Below are 24,916 nucleotides of genomic sequence, written 5' to 3' on the forward strand. Positions count from 1 at the left end.
CAACTCAGTGATGGAGCGCTTCTTCCTGAGCTTGAAAATGGAGCGGGTATGGCGGCGCGATTACGCCAACCACGCCGAAGCGATACGTGACATTACTGAATACATCGTTGGGTTTTACAACAACGAGCGGCTGCACTCGAAACTCGGGTATCTGCCACCGACCGTTTACGAACGGGAGATGGCGTCGAAATCACCTATCGAGGTGTCCGGAATTAGTTGACCACGACACCCGCTCCCACAGGGGATTGCATTTGAGTGGGTGAAATTTGGGGACTTAATCGCGGCGCGTTGTGTCCCGCAGGACTGAACCCAGTTCAACCTTGCTTTTCACGCCAAGCTGCAAATAGCAGTTGCGCAGATAGGTGCGCACTGTCGCCGGGCTCAGGGTCAGGATCTTGGCAATCTCTTTGTAGGAATGCCCGGCAGCGAACAGCATCGCCGCCGTCCGCTCCCGTGGCGCAAGCACTGCCGCACGTGACTGCGCTTCGAGCGACAGAATCACATGCTCCGCGTTCGGACTCAGGGTCAGCGCACAACGGCCCAGACGCATCACGCATGGGGCCTTTTGCAGTTGCGCGATCACCTCGGCCGGCAGCATCGAACCGCTCCAGCCTGGCAACTCGCGCTGAATGGCGGCGCACAGGCTGGCCCCCACGTACAGCAGACTGCCGTCCATGCGCGCCACGCCGAAGTCGGTCGCGCCGTTGCCCGTGTCGATGCGGATCATGTCTTGCACCTGAAACCGCCACAGCTGGAACAGGTGGTCGCAGAAGGCCGAAAACAAAGCGGCCTCGCTGTCGTTGAACGCCGGAGCATCAATGCCACGGTAGAGACACACGAAGAACATCAGGCCGCTTTCGGGCAATTCGAAAGTGATGCACATCGGGTGGTAGAGATCGTGGCGCCGAGCGAATGCGTCCACGGCTTCATCGGGGTCGGTGAACCCGCTGTCGCGCACGACTTCACCGGGTTGACTCAAGGTGTCATGGGAGAATTTGTCGCGGCCTGCACTTTTGTGCCATTCGGCGGCAAACGATTCGGGCAGATTGATCCGCCCGTGCATCCAGCTTTTAGGCGGCGCGTTGACAGCTGACGCGGACATCTCGCCCCACCACGCCGACGCAAAGGGCACCAGTTCACGGAACGCTTGCAGGCCTTCGGCGATGAACTGCGAGGCGCCGCGCTCCCGGGCAAGCCGCCCCAGGTGGAGCACGCAACGATTGAACGCTTTGAGCGTTGCCATCGACGACTGCGCGCCGACCTCATCACCCTCCTCCATCGTTTTGATCCTGTTCGCAATACGACGTATTTTTTTCGACGATGCCATAGGCGCAGGCGTAGCGCCATTGGCTTTTTCGAAGGCTGCTATTCATGCGCAATCCGTCAACAGTGTTTGTCCAACGGGCCGCTATTTGAGGAACCGGTAAAGCCCTAGCATCGTCTCTACCCGGTGAGCAAACGACTCACACCGGGTCAACCCAAGACGAATCGGTGAATGACATGAAAGGTTTAAAAATTGCGCTTTTCCTTGCGCTGGGCGGCATAGGCACACACGCCTTTGCTGACGACAGCCGAGTGCGGACCGGTCCCGGCCCGAGTGGTCGCAATCTCGCGTTCACTCTCGATCAACTGGTTGGCGCGTACCAGCAACTCTGGTGTGCCGTGAATAGGCCGGCCTGATTCATCAAGTTTCGATCACCGAAACTTGCGTTTATCGGCCTTAAGCTAAGCTAAGAGCAGCTTATTGCACACGATGCTCACGTCTGCAGGTTTTGGGTTTTTCTGGAGAGCGTCTGCAACAGCTATTTCAGACCGGCCCAACCATTTCACGCAGGACTACGTGATGACCGAGCCCCTCCTCAGCTTTGACCAACTCAAGCGTGCTGCCGCCTCCGGCGAGATCGATACCGTTCTGGTGTGCATGGTCGACATGCAAGGCCGACTCGTCGGCAAGCGATTCCAAGTCGAGTTTTTCATCGACAGCGGACATGAAGAAACCCACTGCTGCAATTACCTGTTGGCCGACGACATCGACATGGAACCCGTGCCGGGTTACGCCGCGGCCAGTTGGAGCAAAGGCTATGGCGACTTTGTCCTCAAGCCCGACATGTCCACATTACGGCGAGTGCCCTGGCTTGAGTGCACGGCGCTGGTGCTGTGTGACGTGCTCGATCATCACCATCGGCGCGATCTGCCGCACAGCCCTCGGGCGATCCTGAAAAAGCAGATCGAGCGACTGCGCGAACGCGGCTACACCGGCATGTTCGCCTCGGAACTTGAGTTCTATCTGTTCGACGAGAGCTACGAGGCGATCCACGAGCGCAACTACCACAAGCCCAAGACCGCCGGCCACTACATCGAGGATTACAACATCCTCCAGACCACACGCGAGGAGCCGGTGCTGCGGGCGATTCGCAAACATCTGCAAGCGTCCGGCATTCCCGTGGAAAACTCCAAGGGTGAATGGGGCCCGGGGCAGGAAGAGATCAACATCCGTTACGCCGACGCGCTGACCATGGCCGACCACCACGTCATCATCAAGCACGCCTGCAAAGAGATCGCGCAGTTGCAGGGCAAGGCGATCACGTTCATGGCCAAGTGGCGTTATGACGCCGCCGGTTCCAGCAGCCATATCCACAATTCGCTGTGGGACAAGAACGCCAAGAAGCCACTGTTCTTCGACGCCAAGGCTGAGTTTGGCATGTCGAAACTGATGCGTGCCTGGGTGGCCGGGCAGCTGAAATATGCCAACGACATCACCTGCTTTCTCGCGCCCTATATCAATTCCTATAAGCGTTTTCAGGCCGGTACGTTTGCGCCGACCCGGGCAGTCTGGAGTCGCGACAATCGCACCGCAGGCTTTCGTCTGTGCGCAGAAAGCAGCAAAGCCATCCGTATCGAATGCCGCATTGGCGGCGCCGACCTCAACCCTTATCTGGCCTTCGCTGCCTTAATCGCCGCGGGGCTGGCCGGTATCGACGAGAAGCTCAACCTCGTGCCGCCCTTTGAAGGCGATGCTTACGTCGACGAACACTTGCCGGAAGTATCGAAAACCCTGCGCGAAGCCACCGCCGCACTCCAGAGCTCAACGATGCTGCGCGAAGCGTTCGGTGATGAAGTGATCGACCACTACGTGCACACCGCCGAATGGGAGCAGAAAGAGTACGACCGACGGATCACCGACTGGGAACTGCAGCGCGGTTTTGAGCGCTATTGAGACCACCATCATGACTGCAACGATTCAACTCATCTCACCGGTCGATGGCCGGGTCTATGTCGAACGTCGCTGTGCCGATGAGACTCAACTCGAACAGGCGCTAAGGGCAGCCGCAACCGCCCAGGCGTCATGGAAACGCCGGCCACTGAGCGAGCGCGCCGCTTTTTGCAGTGCTGCGGTGGATGCGATGCTGACCATGAAGGACGAAATTGTCCCGGAACTGGCCTGGCAGATGGGCCGCCCGGTGCGCTTTGGCGCGGGCGAACTGCGCGGTTTCGAAGAGCGTGCCCGGCATATGATCGCCATTGCGCCTGAAGCGTTGGCAGCCGTTGAACCCACGCCTGTCGCCGGTTTTCGAAGGCATATCAAACGTGAACCGCTGGGTACGGTGCTGGTCGTCGCCCCCTGGAATTACCCTTATCTGACGGCAGTGAATACGATCATTCCGGCGTTGATGGCCGGCAACAGCGTCATCCTCAAACACGCCTCACAAACGCTGCTCGTAGGTGAACGGTTCGCCGAAGCGTTTCGCCGTGCGAATCTGCCCGAAGGACTGTTCCAGAACCTGCTGCTCGATCATCGCCAGACCGGCGAGATCATTGCCTCCGGCCGTGTGCACCAAGTGAACTTCACCGGTTCGGTTGACGCCGGCAAGGCCATGGAAACCGCCGCCACGGGCCGCTTCCTCGGCCTGGGCCTGGAACTCGGTGGCAAGGACCCGGCCTACGTCCGCGCAGACGCCAACCTCGAACACGCAGTGGAAAACCTGGTGGACGGCAGTTTCTTCAACTCCGGGCAAAGCTGCTGCGCCATCGAACGGATCTATGTCGATGCGAAAATCTACCCGGCGTTTGTCGAGCGATTCGTCGCACTCACGAATCAATACGTGCTGGGCAACCCACTGGATGAAGCCACCACACTCGGTCCGCTGGTGAACCCGGGCGCTGCTGAGTTCGTGCGGGGTCAGATCTCCGATGCGCTGTCCAAGGGCGCAAAGGCACTGATCGATCCGAAGGCCTTTCCCTTCGACGCACCGGGCAGCGCCTACCTCGCGCCGCAGGTGCTAGTCGACGTCAGCCATCAAATGTCGGTGATGCGCGAGGAAAGCTTCGGCCCGGTGGTCGGCATCATGCCGGTGGCCGGCGACGACGAAGCCATTGCCTTGATGAACGACAGCGAGTTCGGGCTCAGCGCTTCCCTCTGGACCCAGGACCTCACCGCCGCCGAACGCTTGGGCAACGAGATCGACACCGGAACCGTGTTCATGAACCGCTGCGATTACCTCGACCCGGCCCTGGCCTGGACCGGCGTGAAGAACAGCGGGCGCGGCGTGACGCTGTCGCGCCTGGGTTACGAACACCTGACCCGAGCAAAATCCTTCCATTTGCGCCACGAGATCTGAGCCATGAGCCTGACCGGGAACTGGAACTACCCCACGAGCATTCGCTTCGGTGTCGGCCGTATCAGCGAGCTGGCCGAGGTCTGTCGCAGCCAGGGTATCCAGCGACCGTTGCTGGTCACCGACAGCGGCCTGGCGCGCGCCCCGATCACCACGGCAGCGCTGGATTCCTTGCGTGCCGCCGGTCTTGGCGTCGCGCTGTTTTGCGACCTGAAGCCCAATCCGGTCGAAGCCAACCTGGCGGGCGGGCTCGATGCCTGGCGCGCCGGCAAGCACGATGGCGTGGTCGCCTTCGGTGGTGGCAGCGGCCTGGACATGGGCAAGCTCATCGCCTTCATGAGCGGCCAGACCCGGCCGGTCTGGGATTTCGAAGACATCGGCGACTACTGGACACGCGCCGACGAAAGCAAAATCGCCCCGGTCATCGCGGTGCCGACGACCGCAGGCACGGGTTCTGAAGTGGGCCGCGCAGCCGTGATCATCGACGAGCGTACCCACACCAAACGCATCATCTTCCACCCGAAAATGATGCCGCGCGTGGTCATCAGCGACCCGGCCCTGACCGTCGGCATGCCGGCAAAAGTCACCGCCGGCACGGGCATGGATGCGTTGGCGCATTGCCTGGAAGCCTACTGCGCGCCTGGTTTTCACCCACTGGCCGATGGCATCGCCGTGGAAGGCATACGCTTGGTGGCCAACGCTCTGGTGCGGGCCGTTCATATGCCTTCCGATCTCGATGCTCGCGCGCAAATGCTCGCGGCGGCCGCCATGGGCGCTACCGCCTTCCAGAAAGGCCTGGGTGGGATGCACGCCCTCTCACATCCGGTCGGCGCGCTGTACGACACCCATCACGGCATGACCAACGCCACCTTCATGCCCTACGTTTTGCAATTCAATCGCCCGGCCATCGAAGAACGCATCACCCGACTGGCGGCTTACTTACGCCTGCCCTCGCCCGGGTTCGACAGTTTTCTGGCCTTCATTCTCAAACTGCGCAAGGACATCGGCGTACCACATACGCTGTTTGAGTTGGGTGTGGATGATCGCCAGGCCGATCTGATCGCGGACATGGCGATTGTCGACCCTTCTGCCGGCGGCAATCCGCTGCCATTGACGCGGGACGGCGCGGCACACATTTTCGACGCGGCGTATCACGGCCGTCTCTAGAGCAGTTGCCTGTGCATGCGCATGACTAAAAATCGGTGCATGGACAGGGTTGGAAACAGGAGCAGTACGACAAGGGGTTGAAGGCCAGACCATCCGGGACCCGGATGGATGCGTATCAAAACCTGAAGGGGCACACAACATGAAGCCAGCAAGTCAGCCCGGCACGAGCGCGCCGCAAGACGATGACGTCAAGGTGCTGCACAGCATGGGCTATGCCCAGCAGCTCTCGCGACGCATGGGCGTTTTCTCCAACTTTGCCATTTCCTTTTCGATCATCTGCATCCTCTCGGGTGGCATCAACTCACTCGCCCAGGGCACCTCAGGCGCAGGTGGCGCGGCCATCGGCATCGGCTGGCCGATCGGCTGCCTGATCTCCGGGGTCTTCGCCATGGCCATGGCGCAGATCTCCTCCGCCTACCCCACTGCGGGCGGCCTCTATCACTGGGGTTCGATTCTCGGTAACCGCTTCACCGGCTGGCTGACGGCCTGGTTCAACCTGTTGGGGCTGGTGACCGTGCTCGGCGCGATCAACGTCGGCACTTACTACTTCTTTTTCGGCGCCTTCGGACCGGCACTGGGAATGGAAGACACCATCACGACACGGATGATTTTCCTCGCGATTCTGACCGGTATCCAGGCCTTGTGTAACCACCTAGGCATCGGCCTGACCGCGAAGCTCACCGACTTCTCGGGGTATCTGATCTTCGCCACGGCACTGGCGCTGACCATCGTCTGCCTGATCTCGGCGCCCAGCTATGAGTTCGCCCGGTTATGGACCTTCGGCAACTATTCCGGCGAAGCGGGCGGCAGCGTCTGGCCACAGGTCTCGAACGGCTGGATCTTCATGCTCGGCCTGCTCTTGCCGATCTACACCATCACCGGTTATGACGCCTCCGCGCACACCTCGGAAGAGACCCGCAATGCCGCCATGTCCGTGCCCCGCGGCATGGTCATGTCGGTGGTCTGGTCGCTGCTGTTCGGCTGGGTCATGCTCAGCTCGTTTGTGCTGATGCTGCCGAGCATGGACGAGGCCGCGAAGCATGGCTGGAGCGTGTTTTTCTGGGCGATGGACACGCAAGTGAATCCGACGGTAAAAACGGCGCTGTACGTAGCCATTTTCATCTCGCAGTTCCTCTGCGGCCTGGCGACCGTGACCTCGGTCTCACGCATGATCTTCGCGTTCTCCCGTGACGGCGGCCTGCCCTTCTCCAAAGCGCTGGCCTCGGTCTCGCCAACCCTGCGCAGCCCGGTGGCAGCGATCTGGACCGGCGCCACCCTCGCGGTGTTGTTTGTCTGGGGATCGTCGGTGATCGCCATCGGCGAAACACCGGTCTACACCATCGTGGTGTCCTGCACGGTGATCTTCCTGTTCTTCTCCTTCGTCATCCCCATCGTGCTCGGCCTGTTTGCCTACGGGACGTCGAAATGGCCGACCATGGGGCCGTGGAATATGGGGCGCTTCTGGTACACCGTGTTCGCTCTGCTCTCGATCCTCTCGATGGTGATCATTTTCATCATCGGAATCCAGCCACCGAACGATTGGGCGCTGTACATCACCATCGGCTTTCTGGTGCTGACGGCGATCGTCTGGTTCGGCTTTGAAGCCCGCCGTTTTCAGGGACCGCCGATGGGTGACCTGATCGTCAAGCGCCAGGCGGAAATCGCTGCGGCGGAAGAGGCGTTGAATAAACGCGCTGGGGGCTAATGCGGCCACCAGTCAGTTAAGCCGTAACGCGGTCTTTGTAGCAGCTGGCGAAGCCTGCGTTCGGCTGCGAAGCAGTCGTAAAACCTGAGCATGCGGTCTTCCTGAAACACCGCATCGCCTGATTTTACGACTGCTACGCAGCCGAACGCAGGCTCCGCCAGCTGCTACAGATCGCGTTCTGAATTAACCCGTCGGCATTAACGCTGAGCGCCCCGTTTTTATGAACATAGATAGATAGAACGATGAATAACCTGTGGCGAGGGAGCTTGCTCCCGCTGGACTGCGCAGCAGGCCCATTTGCTGTGGTCACATCGCCGCAAAGCGAAAGCAAACCCCCTCTCCACAGAACAGCGACTACTTAGGTGGCTCAACTTTATCCAGCACCCGGTTCGCCGTAATCTCCGCCACCATGATGCTGTTCGAAATGCCCAGCAGGGCATAACGCGACTCACCCTCCAAATGATCCACCAACTGATGGACCATCACATCGACCGACGCCAGCGTCTCGACCAAAAAAACCGCCAGGGTTTCGGCAGTGGCTTCTGGGTCCACGGAAAACAGCTTGCTGGAGGTACGCGGGGTGGCTTTGATATCGGCGTTTGATGGGAAGTGGAAATCGAGGGCGCGTTCGGCGGCTTCGTGGAGTTTTTTTGAATCGGGTTCGTATGGGGAAACTGGATCGGTGTCTGGTGGGTTGGGCGTAACTTTGAACATATCTTAGGTTCCTAATGGTGTGCCAACCCTCTTGCTGCTAAACGAAGAGGGAGGCAGCTGCACGCAGGTTAGCAGACCGGGAAACCTAAGAAGCCGGCGCGCCCAAGGGCGCCCTGCGCACAGCCACCATCAAATTGCAGGCGAAACCTGACTGATGGAAGCGTCGTACGTCTTAGGTTATTCGCGGGCTGCTAAACCCGATCACTGATGAGCAGTGACACGGATCAAGTTACCGAGCGACCTAAAAGCGCACAAGCCGGCGGATTCTGGTGCAGTCGTAGGCAACGGCGCAAGGCTTTGTAGCTTTCAGAACGTAACCTTGAGGGCGTTTAAACACGCCCCTCAAGATTTGTTTAATAGGCTGACACGCTCCTCCTATTGGCTGTGAAAGCTGCGACAACTCCCAGGAAGCCACTGACGCACTTGTAAGGCTGACCCTCGCAAGGGTGGCAGCAACGTGGTCTCTTGAATCAGTCGGCTATCGGCCAGAAACGGCCAGTGGGGCGGCCTCCTGTTACGCTATATTTTTATGCCCTTCTTTCGGTCGGGACTCGCTTTTTGCTCAAGCCATAATAGGAGATGTGATTTGCATCAACGCCTGCAACAGCCCATGCGTCGGACTGCATTTTTTGCAGACACAACTGCGCTGATCCTGTTTTTCACGACCACCGGCATCATCAATGAACGTTTCATTGCTGGCATGACGTGGGATCAGGTCCTTCATGCTCGCCTTCTGGGAGCGGCGCTGATGGTTCCAGTCGCGAGACCTTACGGCATATGGCGGGATTGGTTAATGAAGCGAGCCAGTCAGAGTCGGGTTTCCATGTTGCTATGGGACAGTATTGCCCTCGTCAGTTTCCAAGTGCCCATCTATGCGGCGATCATTGCCTTCAGTGGTGCATCGGGAGGCGGCCTGGTGCGTGGTATTTTCGGCGCGGCCTTGATGATGCTCTTTCTGGGACGCCCTTATGGAGCGTTTCTTAACGGGGTACGGAAGCTGTTTGGCTTGCCTCCGGGTGGCGATAAGCCAATGTCGCTGAACAGTTGAGTGTCCGCTATCGGCCAGAAGCAGACATTCGAAAATCGTGCGCTCGCAGCCGTGTTATGGTCAGAAATCGAAAAGTAAAGCATGGAAATCAAATATGGATTTGGTTCGGCTCGCACCTGCGGCATACCACACAACGGACAGCTACTGGCACCTTCTAAAAGCAGAGGATGGCTCAATATATGTTCTCGTCGAGTGTGAAGCGTCTTTTGTGAGTTACGAATGCCTGATCAAGCTCAACGACGAGGAACTGCGTGACTACCATGGCTTGGGATGGCTGTCCATTCAGCACCTGGCTAACAGAATCAATTACTTTGTCGATGATTACAACGGTCGACGAATTACGGGACCTTTGCTCGAAGAAGCCATTCAGGCATCGAAGCACTAGTGTTCGTCAGCCCGCAACTGGTGGACGACTAAGGGTCGCAAGCACTCACTCACCTTGGTGACAGCAGCCTTAAGCATCAATCATGGTGGAATTTCACCATGAGCGCGTCGCACGTCACCGATACAGTGCCCCAATCTCCGGAAAGCAAGTAGTTGCGGCCGTCCGCCACGAACGTGTCTACGTTCCCCAAATCAACCTCGCCGTCTGCATCTACGGAAACAAGATCGTTTCTCTTCTGCCAGCTCACGCGCTCCGTTTCACGGAACAGAATTTCGGCCCTTCGATAGCAGTAGCGTTCACCTGCGCTTGGTTTTTTATAAAACGGGTGCGACTCAAGAAGCACCAAATCCATGGCAAATACCAAGGTTGACTCTCCCTCTTCGATCGCGAGCACGTAGCTATCTTCGAGGTAAATTTCGGTCAGACAGGCTTGTTCGTCGTAACGCATAAGTCTCACGCATTCAGTATGAAGTTACGATTGTTGATGCCGCAGAACATAATGGTCAACTTTCGGCCCATCGCCTCGTCGCAACCAGCAGGCTGCCAATCGCATTAGGCTGCTATGGGTCGATTCCTGCCTTCCTGAATAACCGCAATTGGCCGATTACTGGCCTTCATTCCAGGCAGAAAACGGCCATCAGCGATTATTTCGCTTGGACTGCAGCAGGCGTGGTTTGGTTTTGCCGTTGGCGATCATCAGCGCGGGCTCTTCATCGCCGTGCTGCTGGCAGAGGAATTCGCGTATCGCTTCGGCGGTTCGCCTAGCACTGGTCACCACGAAAAAATGCCCCTCACCCTGCAAGATGTTTAGTTCGGCACGGCGAATGGTTCGGCTCAGGATGTGCGCGTTGTACGGCCGCACTAGGGTGTCGCGTTCGCCAGTAAGGATCAGCGTGCGCTGGCGTAGACGGAACAACCGCAGCAGGCTGGTCCAGCCGACCAAGGCGGTGAGCTGGTGGTAATAGGTTCGCGGGTTGACCGTGAGCATGCCGTTCACCACACCAAAGCGCAGCAGCGTCTGTATCGAATTGCGCGAGCCCTCTTGCTTGGGTAGTTTGGCGCTTTTGCTCCGGCCAAAAAAATCCAGGACGTCGGCGGGCTTCACCAGCATCGCCGGGCCGGCCGAAGTCGCCGCGAGGATCAACCGGCGCACCATGCTCGGGTAACGCAGAGCGAATTCTTGCGCCAACGCACCGCCCCAACTCACGCCGAACACATCGACCTGGTCGATTTGCAATTGCTTGAGCATCTCGGCGATCAGGTCGGCATGGCGTGGCAGACGCATCGGCCAGCGGGGCATTTGCGATTTGCCGACCCCGGGCACATCCAACGTGATGGTCCTGTAGTCCGCCAGTTCATCGCGCAGCGGATCAAAGGTACGGATCAAACCACCCAGGCCGTTGAGCAAGAGCAGCGGTGAGCCTTGGCCGCGGATTGAAACGTTCAACTGCAAGTCTTTAATGGTTAATTTCTGCGTTGTCATGGTTTCCCCCTTGGCATACAGGACGCTTCTGGCCCATAGCCGTCTTTCGCGAGCGACCGCTTTGGGTCGATTGCAGCTGCTCGCGACCAACCGCTTCCACCCCAGAGCGCTCCCCCCTGGCCAACCGTTCTGCCAAATTGCGCGGACGCTGAAACTGCTCCAGCTTTTTTTTGCTGAGCTGCAGCACTTCTCCTACCAAGATCCTACAAACTGCCTTGTTTGTAGATAGATGACTGAAGAAACTCTGCTATCAGCGATGCAACCTGCTGTTGAATCACCCCACGCGAGCGAGCGCCGTCGCCATCCCGGCAAATAATGCCATCGCCTGGCACGTCTTCTTCGAGCAGTACTTCCGCGCCAGGTTTGCACACCGACAAGAAGCTGAAGTGGCTTGCGTCGCTGATTTCGACGTAACGGCTTGATGCCGCAGGCAAGCGTTTGGCCAGGTTGGCGGACTCCAACTCAGCAGGGAGTTCGCGCGACGGTACGCCGGCGGCGATCACCAGCGCTGGTATCGGCAGCGCGGCCAAGCTTTCATCGGTCATGCCCCGTGAAAGGCCCAAGTCCAATGTAACCACGGCGGTGACGCGTTTATCGCGCAAATCGGCGGTCAACGCGGCCTTTGATTCTGAGGTGCTTGCAGGGTTTATCTTTGCATAGACGGTGCAACTTGCTAACTGCGGGTGGGCTTTGCAGTCATGGGCGAAGCGGTCTGGATCGAAGCGAGCACCGGCGATTTCCAGGGCGGTCCAGCCGCCGAGTGAATGGCCTACCACGGCAATTCGGTCATTGGCGACCAAGCCGAATTTTTCAGGTTGAGTCGTGACGCTATCAATGGCTCGGCGCACATCAACGGGCCGCTGCCATAACTGCGCCGCAGCTTGAGGGCTACGGTCATGAGTGGTGGTGCCAGGATGATTGATTGCGGCGACGATGTAACCCCTTTGAGCCAGAGCACTGGCAAGCCAGATCTGGTTGCTCCAATTACCTCTGTACCCGTGGGAGAGCACCAACAATGGATGCTTGCCAGCAGCGGGCGGCGCCTCACGAACGGCAGACGCCCCGACGAACACCACATCATCGCCAATCATTTGCGTGGCAGCGGTAATTGCGCTGGGGTACCAGACGACCATCTCCAGTGAGCGGTCATTCTGCGAGTCAGGCAGTGTGGAAGATTGGAAGCCGACAGGGTTCTCGTCAGCGAGTGCGAGGGTAGTCAGGCAGCTCAACAACAGGGCGCAGAAAGCTATTTTCAATGTCGTTTCTTCCTTGATTAGACAAGTGCATGGCAACCTGAACCCGCCGTCAGGCGCATCCATCTTCGTACAGAGTCGACGCTAATGTGGCTGCATGTAAGCTCGGACATTAAAGCCCACATTCAAACCTCCGCGCATAACTTTCATCGTTAGCACTATTCGCGGTCTTTAATGAGAAGGCTAAACGTCCGCTTTTGGCTGTGGACTCAACCGGTCGATGCAACAGGCAAAAACAGGTTTGGGTTACCGCTTTATTCCCTGACCGCATCCATACAACCCCTGCCGCCGATCCCGGTGCAAATCATTACGCGCACTAATGCGCTTATTCCGTGCCTCAGCAAGATGGCTGATAAAAAAAGGGAGGGCATCCATTGCCCTCCCTCATCTGTACACGCTCCCTGTGCAAATACTGATCAGGACCTCAAGTAGCCAAAATGAAGTCCGTAGCAGTGACTGTTGTCGCGTCCGCCACACCTACCAGACGGATGGACTCAGCTCCTGCGGAGCTGATCAAGGTATCCGCACCGACATCGGTGATGATGACGGTGGCGGCAAAGGTCGCAGCTGTGACGCCGAACGCGGAAATATCGAGCAGGTCCTGGCCTCCCGCCGCGTTAGCATCGAAGCTGATGATCTGATCGGTTCCGAAGCCCGCTGCGAACAGGAAGACATCGTTGCCACTGCTGGCATCCATGATGTCGTTGCCGGCACCACCCGTGACCGTATCGTTGCCAGCACCACCATCGATAGAGTCATTGCCGATGCCACCCAACAACGTGTCGTTACCGATACCGCCGAGCAGCGTGTCGTTGCCATCGCCACCCTGGAGCAGATCGTTGCCGGTACCGCCATCCAGGCTGTCGTCACCCAGCCCGCCGAGCAGCGTGTCGTTGCCGAGGTCACCATTGAGCGTGTCGTTACCGCCGTTGCCGGTGAGGATGTCGTCGCCGCTGCCACCATTGAGGATGTCATTACCTGCCCCGGCGGTGATGACGTTGTTCGACACGTTGCCGTTGCCAACGAAGTTGCCGATTCCGGTATAGGACAGGTTCTCGACGTTGGCGCTGAGCGTGTAGCTGGCCAGCGAAGTCTGAACGGTATCCGTACCGCCACCTGCCACTTCGACCACCACGTCCGCGGTTGCATCGACGACGTAGGTGTCGTTGCCGCCTCCCCCAACTAGCTGGTCAGCGCCCGCCCCGCCATTGAGGACGTCGTTCCCGACTCCGCCGGTCAGCGTGTTGGCCAGCGCATTACCGGTACCGGTGAAGTTACCGACCCCGGTGAAGGCCAGGTTCTCGACGTTGTCACCCAGCAGGTAGCTAGCCAGACTGGTTTGCACCAGGTCGGTACCACCACCCAGCGCCTCGGTGACGGTGTCACCGACGTTGTCGACCACAAAGGTGTCGTTGCCGACACCGCCGTTCATGACATCCGCGCCGAGCCCACCATTGAGGATGTCGTTGCCGCTATCACCATTGAGGGTGTCATTACCTGCGCCGCCGGTGATGACGTTGTTCAACGCGTTGCCGTTGCCGGCGAAGTTGCCGACGCCGGTAAAGGTCAGGTTTTCGATGTTGGCACCCAGTGTGTAGCTGGCCAGGGTCGTCTGCACGGTATCCGTACCGCCACCCGCCGCTTCAACCACCACGTCCGCTGCATCGATGACGTAGGTATCGTTGCCGGCTCCCCCAATCAACTGGTCTGCACCCGCACCGCCATTGAGGACGTCGTTACCGAACCCGCCGGTGAGGGTGTTGTCCAGCGCATTACCGGTACCGGTGAAGTTGCCGGCTCCGGTAAAGGTCAGGTTCTCGATGTTGGCACCGAGCACGTAGTTAGCCAGGCTGGTTTGCACCAGATCGGTACCACCACCCAGCGCCTCGTTGACAGTGTCACCAACGTTGTCGACCACAAAGGTGTCGTTGCCGGTACCTCCGTTCATGGCATCCGCACCGAGCCCGCCGTTGAGGATGTCGTTGCCGTCCCCGCCATTGAGGACGTCGTTACCGACCCCGCCGGTGAGGGTGTTGGCCAGCGCATTACCGGTACCGGTGAAGTTACCGGCTCCGGTGTAGGTCAGGTTTTCGACGTTGGCACCGAGCACGTAGCTGGCCAGACTGGTTTGTACCAGATCGGTACCACCACCGGCCGCCTCGGTGACGGTGTCACCGACGTTGTCGACCACAAAGGTGTCGTTGCCTGCACCGCCGTTCATGGCATCCGCGCCAAGCCCGCCGTTGAGGATGTCGTTGCCGTCCCCGCCACTGAGGGCGTCGTTACCGACACCGCCAGTGATGCTGTTGGCCAGCGCATTACCGGTACCGGTGAAGTTACCGGCACCGGTATAGGCCAGGTTCTCGACGTTGGCGCCGAGCACGTAGCTAGCCAGACTGGTTTGCACCAGATCGGTACCACCACCGGCCGCCTCGGTGACGGTGTCACCGACGTTGTCGACCACAAAGGTGTCGTTGCCGGCGCCGCCGTTCATGGCATCCGCGCCGAGCCCACCGTTGAGGGTGTCGTTGCCGTCCTCGCCATTGAGGATGTCGTTGTCGTCTCCGCCGTTGAGAATGTCATTGCCAGTGCCGCCCAACAAAAGGTCAGAACCCGCCAGGCCATTGAGCGTATCGTTCCCGCCCAGGCCATTCAGCACATCGTCACCCGTGCCGCCCGTGAGGGTGTTCGCCGCAGCGTCCCCCGTAAGCACCACGCCGGGCGGTACCGCCGCCGTCGCCGCAGAGGTCACCGACTCCAGCGTGCCGAAGCCATCGGTGTAGCTCACGATCACCCGCAGTTGCAGATTGCCCTGCGCCCCACCAGGGGTGAAAGTCGCAGCGGTCGCGCCGTTAATGTCGGTGAAGGAAGCACCGGTACCTTGCTGCCATTGGTAGCTGAAGGTGCCCAGCCCATCCACATCGGCAATCCCGGCCGTCAGCGCGGTCAGCACCTGCCCTTGTTCAGGCGTCGTGTCGCTGATCAGCAACGCGCCTGTCGGTGCATCGTTGACGTTGGCGACCGGGTCCGAGGGGTCGGACGCCACGCTTTCGGCCACACCGAAGTCATCCACGTAACTGACCACCACGCGCACCTGATCGCCGACCTGGTCCTGGCTCAGCGTGAAGGTGCTACCGGTGGCGCCGACGATGTTGACGAAGCTGACCCCATTGGTCGCCTGCCACTGGTAGGTGAACTGCGGATTACTGAGACCATCAAGGTCAATGATGCTCGACGGGTCAGCGGTCAACAGTTGGTTCTGCACCAAAAGTCCGTTTACGCTCGGCCCTGCGGTCGGTGTGCTGTTCCCCGACGAGTCGACGATCTCCAGTGTACCCTTGGTATCCTGATACACCGCCCGGACGCGGATGTTCAGGCCCGCCACATCGTCCGCCACCCGGTAGGTGGTGCCGGTCGCCCGCGAAGCTTCGCCGGCGGCGATAACGGTGATGTCTTCATAGATGCCCGTGCCAGGAATGTTTTCCACCTGCCAGTAGTAAGCCACCGCACCGGTCACCGCGCCGGTCGTATTGACCCCGCTTACGTTGTCCACGTCGTGTACCGCTCGATTACTGACGCGCAGCAACTGGCCGGCCACAGGCGTATCGTCACGCAGACCGGTAGCATCATCGAGGATCGCCAGATGACCCGATGGGCCCTCGTTCAAGGCGGTGCCAACGCCGGACGACTGCGCCAAGTCAGAGAACTGCAGACGCTCGATGCCTGTCAGGCGATCGACACCGTCACGCCCCGCCACCAGGTCGGTCACGATGACAGTATTGCCCTCGACCTCGACGATGTATTCCGTCGAATTACCGGAGAACACCGCGGTGTCGAAGCGGTCATTGCCGGTCAGAATCTCCCGTTTGATGATCAACTGTCCCGGGTTGTACGTACCGTTCAGCATGAACGGCACCAGCGGCTCCATGCTGTCGAACGTGGCGATTTCCGGGCCAGTGCCATCAGCGTTTGCCCGCACGCTGATGCGTACGTTCAGCCACTTGTCACCATCGATGATGTCGTCGCCACCACGACCTTCGATAAGATCGCTGCCGCTGCCACCGAGGATGATGTTGCCGCCATCGAAGAACGTCGCTCCGGCCGGCAGCACATCCGCCAGGCCGTCGATCAGGTTGATGTTGGTCAGCACACTGCCGGTCGCGCCGGCGGTCGGTAGCGACGTCGCGTCTTCGTTATCACCGCGCAGGAAGTCACCGTGCGCCGAACCCGACAGCCCCTCCATGATGTCGAAACGCACGAGCGCCGAGGCACCCGAGCCCGGCACCGGAGGTACATCGAAAAAGCGGTCGGTGAAATCGATGGACACGCCTTGGGCAAGACCCTTGAAGGTTGCCCAGTCATAGCCGGAACCGCCGATATAGCGGTCACCGAGGCCGAGACTGCCGACCATGATGTCGTCGCCGCCCTCGCCGTTGAACTTGTCGTTTTCGCCAGCGCCGATGAACACATCGTGGCCGATTACAGGGTCGTTGCCGAGCGGGTCGAAATTGTCGCCAGGCGCACCGTCCGACGTGCCCTTCTCGATCCAGTCGTCGCCTTCGTTACCCATGTCTTGTTCGTTGGCTTTACTGCCCAGAATGAAGTCGTTGCCGTGGCCACCAATGGCCTCGGAGGCGTCCTCACCGGTGACGATGAAGTCATTGCCAAAGCCGCCAATGATCAGGTTGACGCCGTTGCCACCGTGCAGCACGTCGTTGCCGTCGCCACCCTGGATGTTATCGTCGCCACCGCGGTCGCTGATGATGTCGTCGCCGGCGCCACCGCGCAGTTGGTCATTACCGTCACCACCTTCGATGCGATCGTTGCCGCCGTCGCCCCAGACCGTGTCATCGCCTTCACTTGCGATGAGGATGTCTGCGTTGTTGGTGCCGCCCAGCACGATGTGCTCTTCACCGGTGTATTTGATGTAGTTGGTGTCCGCCCCTGCGGTCAGCGGGTTGTCGCGGAACACCACCTGCTCGCCGTTCTCGCCAAGTGGATCGGCGTTGCCCAGGCCTTCGTTGAACTGCTTGCTCTGGTCCCTTTCCAGATAGAACCCCGGGTCCGAGAACACCAGGCCTGGCAAGTGCGTGGCCGAGGTGTTGGCCATGATCAGCTTGGCGAACGAGTTGCTTTCCAGTTCGGCATTCATCGACAGGCCAGCGGTACGCTCCAGATAATAGAAGCGGTCGCCGTCCTGCAGTTTTTCCAGCTGGTTCTCGAACACGAAGTTGAAGGTCGAGCCCAACATGCCGCCGAACGGGGTTTTCTCTTCGGCCAGGCCGCCGATCCACAGGTCGATGGCATCGACACCCGTGATCGTCACACCCTTCAGATCGTCGGCAGTCCCCAGCACCCCGTCCTTGCCCGCCCGCGTCACGTTGGCCCAAGTGCCAGTGCCGTTGAGGAAGTCCAGCCGATCGGATGGCTCGTTAACACCCCCATCGCCAAATACCAGCAACATCGCCGCGGCGCGTTTAGCTTCCAGCGTGGTCGCCGCCGTGATCGTGCTATGCGTGCCATAGGCCGCGATGAAGTTGATCAACGACTCCGGATGTTTGAGGTGTTGGACCAGGTCGACCCAGCTGGTGTAAGGCTTGAGTTGGGTATCACCGGTCTGGCTGTAGATGTCGCGGCGGACCGCGTTGAGCGAAGGAATCCCCACGTCGCGGCCACGGGCGATATTGATCGCCGGCAGGTCAAGCGGCAGGCCGAGCAGGTTACTGCGCAGCGCCTCGGTGACGAACTCGTCGATTTCGTTACCGGCTTGCCGAGTCATCCCACGCACGATCGCACTGGTCGCATCCTCGGGCGTTACGCCACTGGCGGCGTACGCCAACGGGTTGAGGAACGCCGCGATCAGGCCGAGTTGCTGATCAGGATCAGCACTGTTCGGATCGCCGACCACGTTGAAATCGACATCGAAGCGATCGACGGTCTCGGTCAGCATCGAGTGGCCAAACCGGTACACGGTGTGGGCGAACTCGGCGACGATCGAGGCATCGAGGTCAACGTCATAGACTTGGGTCGGTGCGAAGAACAGGTCGACTCGGGGTTGGATGGTCCGGGCAAACTCCTCGAACACCAAGTGCTGATACTGCATCTCGGTGCCGAACTTGGCCGCCTGGAACAGGCGCTCGCCATTCCACACCAGTGCATCGATCTCGGCCTGGTTGGCGGGCAACCCGCTTACCGGAGTCAGCAGCCACTCGTTGAGGAAGGCCAGGTCAGCCGAGTCGAGGACAGTGTCCATCGTCTGCGCAACCAGCCGATTGTGCTCGGCGTGGAAGATCGCATGCACCGCGGTCAGGCCGATGTTCTCGTTGACCCGGCCGTCGCCAGCGATGTAATGCGCATCGAGCAACTCGTTGTCGTAGGCCAGGTTGGCCCCGGTGTGCGGATTGGCCGGCACTGCGTTGCCAATATCGGAATCCGCGTCAGGCACGAGCACGCCACTGCTGAACACCGGCGCTGCATTGTGAGCAATGTCGGCGAGGAACTGGTGACCGGTGCGCACCGCATTGGTCAGGCTAATGGGGGAAAGCGGATTGCCTTCGACCAGCACGTCATCAGCCGTGCCGCCCAGACCGTCAACCCCCTTCATCACGACCATCGGGAAGCCGTTCGGCCCCTTGATGAAATTGCCATAGGCGTCGGTCGCCAACAGTGGCGAGTTACTGACGTCGGCATCGGTCAGGCGGATACCCAGGATGTCATTGGCCTGCGCCTTGACCACCTTCCAGGTCGCCATGCCTCCGATTTCGGTGTCGTCTGCGGTGCCAAACGTGCCATCCGCCCCCAGGTCACGGTTAGTGATCAGTCTGCCGGTCGCGATCGGGCCGTTGTCGGTCAGCTCATAACCGCGCAGGAACACCTGGTGCGACGGGTGCGAGCTGTAGGTCTGGTTTTGGTCCACGAATGGCGACGTGGTGTTGGTGTGCTCATGGATGTCGTCGGCCGTGCCGAGAACGCCATCCGCACCTGGCAGGTTGGTCGCGCGGGTCAGCACCATGAAGTTGGTGTGGCCACCTGGCACATACAGCGGATCATCCGGTTGCAGCGGGATGAAGATGGTGCCCGAACCGCCTTTGGTCAGCAGGTCCAGACCATGATCGAAGAACTGCCCGAAGAAGGTCATCCAGGCATTGAACGGCGCGGACAACCCTGCATCCGCGGTGATGTTCTCGAACAGATACACATCGTGGTCGTCGCCCGTACCGAACTGACCATCCATGCCGGGGCTGGCGACGATCCGTACGCCATCCTTGAGCACGTCATCGTTGTTCAGCGCGCCGTAATTGAGTACACCGTCCGCCCCCACGTCGTAAGCCGTGGCATACGCCGCCGGGTTGTTCGACGTCTGGTCGACGATCAGATTGCTGATGGTGCGCGGCTGCGAGTCAAACACAGCCCCGCTGGTTTGCTGATATGACGATCCCGGGATGGCCGGCGAGCCGGGGCCGAAGAATCCGGCAGGAGCACCTTCGGCCGGATTGAAGACTGGATCGGTCAGCCGCGGAAAGACGTTATCGGCAGCACCATATTGGGTGTTGTTGATGCCATTGAGGTTCATCAGGTTGTTGTTCGATCCATCGACCGCACGCAAGCCCAAGGGTGCGCGGATATTCGGGATCAACGAGAGGATGTCCTGACCGGCCGCGTCAGCCTCGGCAATCTTGATCTGATCAAGAATGAAGTTGAGGTCGGAGCGGACCATGTGAAGGCCCTCGCCGCCCTCGGTGGCATTGACGACGGGTGTCGGGGCCGTCGGCACAACCAACGCGCCGGGAGCCACCACGGCCGTCGGTTGCGAGAACACTACTTCAGTAGTGCCATGCCCATCCTGGTAGATCGCCTTGACCCTCAGTGACAACCCGGCAAGATCAGGCGAGACCTTGAAGGTGGTGCCGTCTGCGCTCTGGAATGCCAGGTCACCGGCAGGCAGCAGAATGATGTCTTCGAAAACGCCGGTGCCCGGGTCGGATTCGAACTGCCAATAGTAGGACACCGACGAGTTGTTGAGACTTCCCCCGCCGGCGTTGTTGGCGTCGGTCACCCCGGCCACGCTGACAACCAGTGTGTCACCCACCGTGATCGCCCCACCGTTTCCATCCGCGATGGCAGGCCGGCCGACGGGTTGCGCATTAAGCCCCGGCACCAGCACTTGCTGGGTATCGGCGAACTGCAGGCGTTCGATATGCAGCAGGGTATCGACGCCGTCGCGCCCCGCTACGGTATCGGCCACTGTCCAGACATCGTCCGCCAGGCTGGCCGTGCCGCGGTCGTCCTGTGTCACCACATACTCGGACTGGACGCCGGAGAAAAACGCGGTATCGAAAGCCGCCCCGCCCGTCGAGGTACCGGGCAGGATTTCCCGCACTGCCTTGAGCTGGCCCGGGTTATAGGTGCCGTCCAACATGAAGGGGATCATGTCGACCATGCTGTCGAAACTGGCGATCTCTGGACCGGTATGATTAACATCGCCGGCGTCATAAACCGCAATCCTGACGTTGAGCCATTTGTCGCCGTCGATCAGGTCATCGCCCCCGCGACCTTCGATCAGGTCACTGCCGTCGCCACCCAGGATGATGTTGCCAGTGGCAAAGCCGGTGGTCGGCAAACCGGCATCAGCCAGAAGCTGCGCCAGTCCCCGGATCAACGCCACATTGGTCAACGCACTGCCGTTGGCACCACCGTGGTCGAGGATAGTGGCCGCATCGATGTTATCGCCTTTGAGCACATCGCCGAATTTCGAACCGGACAAGCCTTCGACCTCGGCAAAACGGTCGAGGATCGAGGCCGGCGATGCGCCGACCGGATTGAACGGCCCGTTGTTCTGGTTTGGCGCGTTGCCGTGTGGCTGCGCCAGCGCGGCCATGGTCAGGTCAACGGTCACGCCGACCCTGTCATTTTTGTGTGTCACCCAGTCGAAACCGGACATGCCGTCCATATTGTCCTGGGCATCGCTGCCGACAAAGATGTCATCGCCACCCTCGCCGATCATTTCGTCGAAGCCAGCACCCCCTATAAAGATGTCGTTGCCGATCACATCGTCGCTGAGCAAGGGCGAGGCGTTATCGCCAGGTGCACCGTCCTGGGTGCCCTTTTCGATCCAGTCATCGCCTTCGTTGCCGGTGGCTGGCAGGTTGGTCTTGGCACCAAGGATGAAATCGTCACCCTGACCGCCAAACGTGGTGCTGACATCTTCGGTGGTGACGATGAAGTCCTGCCCATCGCCTCCCAGGATCAGATTGCCTCCAGCCAGCATGCTACCGGCCACGATCACATCGTTGCCGGCATTGCCTTCAAGACGGTTGTCGCCGAACGAGTCGGTGATGATGTCATCGCCCGCGCCACCCAGTACCGCATCGTTCCCGGCGCCACCTTCAAGACGGTCGTTGCCGCCGTCACCGTAAAGGGTGTCATCGCCGTCACCGGAGATGATGATGTCATTACCGGCGGTGCCGCCCAGGACAACATGGTCTTCACCGGTGTATTGCAGATAATTACTGTCGGCACCAGGGGTGTTGGGGTTGTCTCGGATCACCAGTGGCACTATTTCCACGCCGTTGATCATGAGGCCGCCCGTCGGGTCGGCGCCGCCATTTGTGCCAAGGCCGGTGAACTGATTGGCCTTATTCACTTCCAGGGTGTACGTAGGCGTCAGGAACACGGTGTTCGACAGGTGGGTAACATCGGTGTTGAGCATGATCAGCTTGGCAAAGGAGTTGTTTTCCAGCTCGGTGCCGAAGTTCAGGCCAGCGGTGCGTGACAGGTAGTAGAAGCGGTCGCCGTCCTGCAACGCCTCCATCTGGGTTTCAAACACGAAGTTGAACGTCGAGCCGAGCATGCCGCCGAACGGCATCTTCTGCTCGGCGAGGCCACCGACCCAGAAGTCGATGTCGTCGACACCCGTGATCGTCACACCCGTCAGATCGTCTGCAGTGCCCAGCACCCCATCCTTGCCGGCCCGCGTTACGTTGGCCCAGGCACCGCTGCCGTTGAGGAAGTCCAGGCGGTCAGCCGGCGAACCTGCACCACCGAATACCAGCGCCAAGGCTGCAGCGCGTTTGTCGGCCAGCGTGGTCGCCGCGGTAATCGTGTCATGCGTGCCGTAGGCAGCGATGAAGTTAACCAACGACTCGGGGTGCTTGAGGTTGTCTGCCAGGTCAGCCCAACTGATGTACGGCTTGAGTTGGCTGTCACCGGTTAATTCGTAGAACTCACGGCGTGCCTCATTCAGCGTGGGGATGCCAGTGTCGCGACCACGCGCCAGGTTCAGGGCGGGCAAATCGAGCGGCAGACCGAGCAGATTGTTGCGCAACGCTTCAGTGACGAACTCGTCGATCTCGTTGCCGAGCTGGCGGGTCACACCGCGGATGATCGCCCCTGCCGCTTCGTCCGCAGTAGCCCCGCTGCCGGCGAACGCCAGCGGGTTGAGGAAGGCCGCGATCAGACCCATTTGCGAGTCCGGGTTGTTCGGGTCAGTGAGCAGCGGATTGAACTCGGGATCGAAACGATCGACGGTCTCGGTCAACATCGAGTGACCGAAGCGATACACCACGTGGGCGAACTCGGCGAGGATGGCCGGGTTGATCGAGGTGTCATACCCGTTGGGTGCAAGGAATGCATCGATCTGCGGCTGAACGGTACGCCCGAACTCCTCGAACACCAAGTGCTGGTACTGCATCTCGGTGCCAAACTTGGCGGCCTGGAACAGGCGTTCGCCGTCCCACACCAATGCTGCGATTTCGGCGAGTGTCGTCGGTATTGCGGCGACGTCGTCCACCAGCCACTCATTGAGGAACGCCAGATCGCCGGCGGCCAGGATGGTTTGCTTGGATTGCTGGACGAGGCGGTTGTGCTCGGAGTGGAACACATGGTGCACGGCGGTCAGGCCAATGTTTTCGTTCGCCCGTCCGTCGCCGGCAATGTAGTGGGCGTCGAGCAGTTCATTGTCATAGGTCAGGTTCTTGCCGCCCGCACCAACGGGCTGCGCATTGCCGACATCGGCGTCGGCATCCGCCTGCAGAACCCCACCGACGACCACTGGCGCGGCATTGTGGGCGATGTCGTCAAGGAAACCATGCCCGGTGCTTACGGCATTGGCCAGACTGATCGGAGCATCCCGATTGCCTTCGACCAGTTGCGTGACGTCATCAGCCGTCCCGGCAATACCGTCGGTGCCGTTACTGGTGCGCATCACCACCTGCGGCATACCGTTCGGCCCCCGAACGAAGTTGCCATAGGCATCAGTGGCCAGCAGCGGCACGTTGTGCACATCAACGTCGGTCAGGTTGATGCCGAGAATGTCACGGGCCTGAGCTTTTACCACTGCCCAGGTCGCCATGCCGCCGCTTTCGCCGTCGCCATCATCGGCAGTGCCGAACTTGCCATCGGCGCCGAGATCGCGGTTGGTAATCAAGCGCCCCGTTGCAATAGGGTCACCTGCCGCGTTCAGGACGTACTCGCGCAGGAACACCTGATGCGACGGGTGCGAGCTGTAGGTCTGGCTCTGGTCTACGAATGGCGAGGTGGTATTGGGCTGGCCATCATCGGAAGTGCCGACTATTCCGTCCGCGCCGGCAGTACGCACTGCTCGTGACAGCACCATGAAATTGGTCGGGCTGCCCGGGACGAACAACGGATCGTCGGGCTGTAGCGGAATATAAACGATGTCAGTACTGCTCTTGCTCAACAGGTCCAGGCCGTGGTCGAAGAACTGGCCGAAGAAGGTCATCCACGAGTTGAAGCCGGCGGTCAGACCGACGTCCGGCGACTCGTTGGGGATAAAGAACACTTCCTTGTCGTCGTCCGTGCCGAACACGCCGTCCAGGCCGGGGCTGATCACCGGGTCGGCACCGCCGTTCGCCGCAACCGCTGCCGGGTTGTTGGCTGTCTGGTCGTTGATCAGGTTACTGATAATCCTTGGCTGCGGGTCGACCACAGTCCCTGTTCCGGCGTACGCCGCTCGATACGAGGCATCAAGCAGGCGCAGGAAGGAATTGTCCGCAGCGCCAAACTCGCTTTGCCCGGTGACCAGGTTGTTGTAGCTGCCATCGACGGTTCGCAGGCCGAATGGGACCTGACTGTTGGGGAGTAAATCACCAAGGCTGGTGCCGTTGGCATGCGCCTCTGCGATGAAAATTTGCTTGAGGATGAATTCCAGGTCCGACTTGTTGAAATTGGCCATTGCGGTGTCCTCGATCTATTGGGAGAAAAGCACGGGACGATGAAACCCTCCCACGCCCAGTCAGGTGCTGGCTTGCGCAGTTCGTTGGTTCGGTTGTTTAGCGAGAGCAGGCGTGGATCAGGCAAAGCCGTCCCCTGCGCCCGGTAATGCGCGCCTGGAATTCGCGGAATGAAATGTCGCTGAGCGATTAGGCAGAGCGATTCCGAGCCACTGGTGGGCCATGGAATCGGGAAGTCGAAGCGAACTTCCTGAACAGCTCCGTCACGGTGCTACAGAACAAAATGATCGACATGTCTTGCTCCTTCAGGAACACCGTGCCTTGCACTTTCGAAGCGACGGCAGGCTTCAGACG

14 protein-coding genes and 1 pseudogene are annotated in these 24,916 nt (G+C 59.9%); 7 read left to right on the top strand and 8 right to left on the bottom strand.

Annotation, left to right across the window (positions count from 1 at the left end; translation table 11 throughout):
* Nucleotides 1-220 (top strand): IS3 family transposase (locus EYC95_RS23065; protein WP_165557438.1); only part of this gene is annotated, 220 nt, incomplete at its 5' end.
* Nucleotides 221-274: 54 nt separating this feature from the next.
* Here the strand turns inward: EYC95_RS23065 and EYC95_RS23070 are convergent.
* Nucleotides 275-1,279: a helix-turn-helix transcriptional regulator gene (locus tag EYC95_RS23070; RefSeq protein WP_131062374.1), complete on the bottom strand. Its 1,005-nt coding sequence runs from the start codon at nucleotides 1,277-1,279 to the stop codon at nucleotides 275-277.
* A gap of 230 nt (nucleotides 1,280-1,509) precedes the next feature.
* Nucleotides 1,510-1,650 (bottom strand): hypothetical protein, encoded by a 141-nt coding sequence (locus tag EYC95_RS30220; RefSeq protein ID WP_165557497.1) that lies wholly within the window; start codon nucleotides 1,648-1,650, stop codon nucleotides 1,510-1,512.
* A gap of 193 nt (nucleotides 1,651-1,843) precedes the next feature.
* Between EYC95_RS30220 and EYC95_RS23080 the strand changes: the two genes are divergently transcribed.
* The 4 genes from EYC95_RS23080 to EYC95_RS23095 all read left to right on the top strand — a co-directional run bounded on the left by EYC95_RS23080 (nucleotide 1,844) and on the right by EYC95_RS23095 (nucleotide 7,488).
* Complete coding sequence (locus EYC95_RS23080) at nucleotides 1,844-3,217, top strand: glutamine synthetase family protein (RefSeq protein WP_131062375.1); 1,374 nt, start codon at nucleotides 1,844-1,846, stop codon at nucleotides 3,215-3,217.
* 10 nt (nucleotides 3,218-3,227) lie between these two features.
* Nucleotides 3,228-4,619 carry an aldehyde dehydrogenase family protein gene (locus EYC95_RS23085; RefSeq protein ID WP_131062376.1) on the top strand — a complete coding sequence of 464 codons (1,392 nt, stop codon included), beginning with the start codon at nucleotides 3,228-3,230 and terminating at the stop codon, nucleotides 4,617-4,619.
* A gap of 3 nt (nucleotides 4,620-4,622) precedes the next feature.
* Nucleotides 4,623-5,783, top strand: a complete 1,161-nt coding sequence (locus tag EYC95_RS23090) for an iron-containing alcohol dehydrogenase (RefSeq protein WP_131062377.1) — start codon at nucleotides 4,623-4,625, stop codon at nucleotides 5,781-5,783.
* A gap of 139 nt (nucleotides 5,784-5,922) precedes the next feature.
* On the top strand, nucleotides 5,923-7,488 hold the full coding sequence (locus EYC95_RS23095; RefSeq protein ID WP_131062378.1) for an amino acid permease: 1,566 nt from the start codon (nucleotides 5,923-5,925) through the stop codon (nucleotides 7,486-7,488).
* Nucleotides 7,489-7,842: 354 nt separating this feature from the next.
* Here EYC95_RS23095 and EYC95_RS23100 read toward each other — a convergent pair whose 3' ends face one another.
* Nucleotides 7,843-8,202, bottom strand: a complete 360-nt coding sequence (locus tag EYC95_RS23100) for a DUF6124 family protein (protein WP_131062379.1) — start codon at nucleotides 8,200-8,202, stop codon at nucleotides 7,843-7,845.
* Between the two features lie 586 nt (nucleotides 8,203-8,788).
* Between EYC95_RS23100 and alaE the strand changes: the two genes are divergently transcribed.
* Entirely contained in the window at nucleotides 8,789-9,250 is a 462-nt protein-coding gene (gene alaE, locus EYC95_RS23105) for an L-alanine exporter AlaE (RefSeq protein WP_131062380.1), read from the top strand.
* A 208-nt stretch (nucleotides 9,251-9,458) separates the two neighbouring features.
* Nucleotides 9,459-9,635, top strand: a complete 177-nt coding sequence (locus EYC95_RS30320; protein ID WP_178083850.1) for a hypothetical protein — start codon at nucleotides 9,459-9,461, stop codon at nucleotides 9,633-9,635.
* Nucleotides 9,636-9,711: 76 nt separating this feature from the next.
* Here the strand turns inward: EYC95_RS30320 and EYC95_RS23115 are convergent, their stop codons facing one another.
* The 5 genes and pseudogenes from EYC95_RS23115 to EYC95_RS23135 form a co-directional block, all read right to left on the bottom strand.
* A complete protein-coding gene (locus EYC95_RS23115; protein ID WP_131062382.1) occupies nucleotides 9,712-10,083 on the bottom strand; it encodes a hypothetical protein in 372 nt (123 codons plus the stop codon).
* Nucleotides 10,084-10,272: 189 nt separating this feature from the next.
* A complete protein-coding gene (locus EYC95_RS23120; protein WP_131062383.1) occupies nucleotides 10,273-11,118 on the bottom strand; it encodes an alpha/beta fold hydrolase in 846 nt (281 codons plus the stop codon).
* 203 nt (nucleotides 11,119-11,321) lie between these two features.
* Nucleotides 11,322-12,374, bottom strand: a complete 1,053-nt coding sequence (locus EYC95_RS23125; protein WP_131062419.1) for an alpha/beta fold hydrolase — start codon at nucleotides 12,372-12,374, stop codon at nucleotides 11,322-11,324.
* 243 nt (nucleotides 12,375-12,617) lie between these two features.
* Nucleotides 12,618-12,719: pseudogene (locus EYC95_RS31110) on the bottom strand (carbon-nitrogen hydrolase); the annotation flags it as partial.
* Nucleotides 12,720-12,795: 76 nt separating this feature from the next.
* Nucleotides 12,796-24,564 (bottom strand): peroxidase family protein, encoded by an 11,769-nt coding sequence (locus EYC95_RS23135; protein ID WP_131062384.1) that lies wholly within the window; start codon nucleotides 24,562-24,564, stop codon nucleotides 12,796-12,798.
* Nucleotides 24,565-24,916: the final 352 nt, after the last annotated feature.

The organism is Pseudomonas sp. BGI-2 (genome assembly GCF_004310295.1).
GTDB lineage: Bacteria > Pseudomonadota > Gammaproteobacteria > Pseudomonadales > Pseudomonadaceae > Aquipseudomonas.

Excerpts from the sequence above, each read along its gene's own strand:
- EYC95_RS23070 (WP_131062374.1), bottom strand. The coding sequence starts at position 1,279 with ATGGAGGAGGGTGATGAGGTCGGCGCGCAGTCGTCGATGGCAACGCTC.
- EYC95_RS23080 (WP_131062375.1), top strand. The coding sequence starts at position 1,844 with ATGACCGAGCCCCTCCTCAGCTTTGACCAACTCAAGCGTGCTGCCGCC.
- EYC95_RS23085 (WP_131062376.1), top strand. The coding sequence starts at position 3,228 with ATGACTGCAACGATTCAACTCATCTCACCGGTCGATGGCCGGGTCTAT.
- EYC95_RS23090 (WP_131062377.1), top strand. The coding sequence starts at position 4,623 with ATGAGCCTGACCGGGAACTGGAACTACCCCACGAGCATTCGCTTCGGT.
- EYC95_RS23095 (WP_131062378.1), top strand. The coding sequence starts at position 5,923 with ATGAAGCCAGCAAGTCAGCCCGGCACGAGCGCGCCGCAAGACGATGAC.
- EYC95_RS23100 (WP_131062379.1), bottom strand. The coding sequence starts at position 8,202 with ATGTTCAAAGTTACGCCCAACCCACCAGACACCGATCCAGTTTCCCCA.
- EYC95_RS23115 (WP_131062382.1), bottom strand. The coding sequence starts at position 10,083 with ATGCGTTACGACGAACAAGCCTGTCTGACCGAAATTTACCTCGAAGAT.
- EYC95_RS23120 (WP_131062383.1), bottom strand. The coding sequence starts at position 11,118 with ATGACAACGCAGAAATTAACCATTAAAGACTTGCAGTTGAACGTTTCA.
- EYC95_RS23135 (WP_131062384.1), bottom strand. The coding sequence starts at position 24,564 with ATGGCCAATTTCAACAAGTCGGACCTGGAATTCATCCTCAAGCAAATT.